Source organism: Streptomyces sp. SBT349 (genome assembly GCF_001083795.1).
Lineage (GTDB): Bacteria > Actinomycetota > Actinomycetes > Streptomycetales > Streptomycetaceae > Streptomyces.
Genome location: NZ_LAVK01000534.1, coordinates 1 through 3,440, shown reverse-complemented (window position 1 = coordinate 3,440; position 3,440 = coordinate 1). Strand labels below are relative to the sequence as shown.

General features: G+C 76.1%; 3 protein-coding genes. 1 reads left to right on the top strand and 2 read right to left on the bottom strand.

Annotated features, from left to right (window positions below; translation table 11 throughout):
- Nucleotides 1-239 precede the first annotated feature (239 nt).
- Nucleotides 240-590, top strand: a complete 351-nt coding sequence (locus ADY01_RS34190; RefSeq protein WP_049580667.1) for a hypothetical protein — start codon at nucleotides 240-242, stop codon at nucleotides 588-590.
- 89 nt (nucleotides 591-679) lie between these two features.
- Here the strand turns inward: ADY01_RS34190 and ADY01_RS34185 are convergent, their stop codons facing one another.
- Complete coding sequence (locus ADY01_RS34185; protein ID WP_049580666.1) at nucleotides 680-1,816, bottom strand: glycerate kinase; 1,137 nt, start codon at nucleotides 1,814-1,816, stop codon at nucleotides 680-682.
- Nucleotides 1,817-1,938: 122 nt separating this feature from the next.
- Nucleotides 1,939-3,363 carry a phytoene desaturase family protein gene (locus tag ADY01_RS34180; protein WP_049580665.1) on the bottom strand — a complete coding sequence of 475 codons (1,425 nt, stop codon included), beginning with the start codon at nucleotides 3,361-3,363 and terminating at the stop codon, nucleotides 1,939-1,941.
- Nucleotides 3,364-3,440 lie beyond the last annotated feature (77 nt).

Below are 3,440 nucleotides of genomic sequence, written 5' to 3'. Positions count from 1 at the left end.
CCGGTGCTCACCGAGAGCGCCGCGACCTACCGCCCCCGCCGCGCCACCGTTCTGGCCGCCGGGGCGCTGGCCGCCGAGGTGCTGCTCGCGGCGCTCTCGGTGAGCACCGGGGCGTGGATGATCATCATCAGCCTGCTGGTCTGGGTGCCCCTGATCGGCGCCGCCGCGCTGCTCCTCCGCGCCCTCCCCGGGTCCCTGCCGCGCCGTGCCGTCCCCGCCGTCGCGTTTGCGTCACCGGGATGGCCTTCGCCCTCGGTGGCCCGGTCATCTACCAGGGCACCCTGGGAGAGACGACGGCGGCCCGGGTCGTGGCCACCCACAAGGAGGACGGGCCCCGCGACTTCGGCACCCAGTACGACCTGGTCGACGCGTCGACCGGCGAGGACCTGGGCCGCATGGCCACCGGCCCCCACGAGGCCGTCCCGGTCGGCGCGACGGTGGAGGTCGCCACGGACCCCTTCGGCTTCGCCCGCCCCGCCGCGACCGAACGCCTCGACCTGGCCCCCGTCTGGTCCACCCTCGCCGCCCTCGGCCTGGCGACGACCCTGGTCACGCTGGTGACGACGGCACGCCACGAATCGGCGGCGTGACGGCGGCGTGACGGCTGCGTGAAGGGGAAGGGGGCCGGGCGGGAGCGGCGGCCTTCACGCCCCCGGGGGCGGGCCCGCCGGGTGGCACGTCACAGGTTCTCCTCGGCCAGCCGCCGGGCGACCCGTTCGAGCAGGGGGCCCGCGTTCGCCATGGAGGCCCGGGGGTCGGGCTCGATCTCGGCCAGCGGGTAGGCCCGTTCGATCCCCGCGCCGCGCAGCGCCTCCTCGTCGATCGCCAGCCGCCCGCAGACCGCCAGAACCCGCTTGCCCGCCGCCCGCGCCGCCGCCGCGACCCCGGCCGGGGCCTTGCCGTGCAGCGTCTGCTCGTCGAGCGAGCCCTCGCCCGTGATCACCACGTCCGCGCGCGCGAGGGCCGCGTCGAAGCCGAGGACGTCGAGCAGCACCTCGATCCCGGCCCTGAAGGTCGCTCCCAGCCCCACCAGCGCCCCGAAGCCGACCCCGCCCGCCGCGCCCGCGCCCGGCGCGCCGGCGTACTCGCCGGGGCGCGCGCCCGCGGTCCGTTCCAGCACCCGGGCGAAGTTCGCGAGCGCCGTGTCGAGCGCCTCCACCTCCACCGGGTCGGCGCCCTTCTGCGGGCCGTAGACCGCGGCGGCGCCCCGCGGGCCGGTCAGCGGGTTGTCCACGTCGCTGGCCAGCACGAACTCCGTGTCCTTCAGACGGGGGTCGAGCCCGGACAGGTCGGCGGTGGCCAGCTCGCGCAGCGGCCCCCCGCCGTAGGGCAGGGGGTCGCCGTCGGCGTCCAGCAGGCTCGCGCCCAGCGCCGTCAGCATCCCCGCCCCGCCGTCCGTGGTCGCCGAGCCGCCGATGCCCAGCACCACCGTGCGCGCCCCGGCGTCCAGCGCCGCGGCGATCAGCTCGCCCGTCCCGTAGGTCGTGGCCGTCATCGGCGCGAACGTGAACGGCGGCAGCAGCCGCAGTCCCGACGCCTGGGCCATCTCCACCACGGCCACCTCGTCGCGCAGCGCGAACGACGCGAGCACCGGCAGCCCCAGCGGCCCGGTCACCTCGGCCTCGACCGGCACGAAGCCACCGGCCACCGCCGCCTCGACGGTGCCGTCCCCGCCGTCGGCGACCGGCAGCGACTCGACCACCGCCGCGGGCCTGACCGCACGGATGCCGACCGTGACATGCTCGGCGACCTCGGCGGCCGTCAGCGAACCCTTGAACTTATCCGCGGCGATCAGCACGCGCCCCGTGTCTGTCATGTTCCGCCCTTTTGTGATCACTCGGCTCGCAGGCGACCCTATCCGCCGCCGCTCGTCGAGGCCATGGGCGACCTGCGCGCCCACGCCGTTCACCAGGGAGGGTTCAGCTCTCCGGCGAGGGCTCAGCGCGTGGCCGCCCGCAGCCGCCGCCAGACCGCCTTCGCCGCGTTGTGCCCCGACATGCCGTGCACCCCGGGCCCCGGCCACGCCGCCGAGGAGCACAGGAAGACGGCCGGGTGCGCCGTTCCGTACGGGTTCCACGCCGGGCGCGGCCGGAACACCGTCTGCCAGCCGGAGAACGCGCCGCAGGTGAAGTCGCCGCCGACGTAGTTCGCGTTGCGCCGCGCCAGCTCGGCGGGGCCCGCGACCGCCCGCGCGAGCACCCGGTCCCTGAACCCGGGCGCGAACCGCTCGACCTGCCGCTCGATCGCCTCGGTGAGGTCGCCGTCCCAGCCGTTCGGCACATGGCCGTACGCCCAGAACACGTGCTTGCCCTCGGGCGCGCGCCCCGGGTCCACCAGCGTCGGCTGCGAGGTCACCAGGAACGGCGCCTCCGGGGCGCGCCCCTCCACCGACGCCGCGCGCAGCGCCGCCGCGATCTCCCCGCTGCCCGGCCCGATGTGCACGGAGCCGGCGCGCCGCGCCTCGGCCGCCGTCCAGGGCACCGGTCCTTCGAGCGCGTAGTCCACCTTGAACGCGGCGGCTCCGTAGCGGAAGTGGCCGAACGCCCGGCCGAGCCCGGCGATCCTGGCCATCGCGGTGGGTGAGGTGTCGAAGACATAGGCGCGCGCCGGTGGCAGTTCGTCCAGGCGCTTCACCTCCACGCCGGTGTGCACCACCCCGCCCAGGTCGCGCAGATACGCGGTGAGCGCGTCCGCGATCCCCTGCGACCCCCCGCGCGCCAGCGGCCAGCCCACCTCGTGCGCCGCCAGCGCGAAGACCAGCGCGATCGCCCCCGTGACGGGCGTGGACCCGGGCGCCACGACATGCGCGGCGAGACCGGCCAGCAGCGCGCGGCCCTTGTCCTCCGCGAAGACGCGCGTCAGCCACGACACCGGCGCCAGCCCCGGCAGGCCGAGGCGCGCCAGCGTGACCGGGTCGCGCGGCAGGCCGTCCCACGGCACCTTCAGGAAGTCGGCCGAGAGCGTGTCCCACTTGCCCGCGAACGGCTTCATCAGCCGCCGGTAGGCAGCCGCGTCGCGCGGCCCCAGATAGGCGGCCGTCTCGCCGATCGAACGCGCCAGCACCGCGGCGCTGCCGTCGGGGAACGGGTGCGCCAGCGGCAGTTCGGGATGCAGCCACTCCAGGCCGTAACGGTCCAGCGGCATCGCGCGGAACGCGGGGGAGCCCACGCCCATGGGATGCACGGCCGAGCAGGTGTCGTGGCGGAAGCCCGGCAGCGTCAGCTCCTCGGTTCTCGCACCGCCGCCCACCGTCTCCTTGGCCTCGAAGATCTCCACGGACATCCCGCGGCGGGCCAGCTCCACGGCGGCGGTCAGCCCGTTCGGCCCGGCCCCCACCACCACGACGTCGCGCATCGACGGCACCCGCCACTCCCCTCGCCGACGACAGGTCACCCGAGGATACGCCGCCTACGGACGGTCACCGACGGGGGATCCACGTC